Below are 250 nucleotides of genomic sequence, written 5' to 3' on the forward strand. Positions count from 1 at the left end.
TTCACCTCGCAAATATCAAAAGAAAGCGTTTTCTTATTAGCGGCGACTATGCGAATAAGGGTGCGAACGACCATCGGTGTTAATCCGAAAGGAGAGGGAGCGCTGACTCCCGGCGCAAATGCCGCATTGAGAACGTCGGTACAAAGGGTGAGCATGAGATAATCCTGTTGTTCCATGAACGTGTGTAAGGATGAAATGATGTTATCGATCTGTTCTTCATGCATGTCTTCTTCTAGAATGTAGCGGGCAC

The 250-nt window shown here is 46.8% G+C and carries 1 protein-coding gene; it reads right to left on the minus strand.

Features of this window, described 5'->3' with window-relative positions:
* Positions 1 to 250, minus strand: a 250-nt coding sequence (locus tag BBG47_RS28730) for an arginase family protein (protein WP_175400687.1), incomplete at both ends; no start/stop codon positions are given.

Source organism: Paenibacillus sp. KS1, from assembly GCF_001680695.1.
GTDB lineage: Bacteria > Bacillota > Bacilli > Paenibacillales > Paenibacillaceae > Paenibacillus_B > Paenibacillus_B suaedae.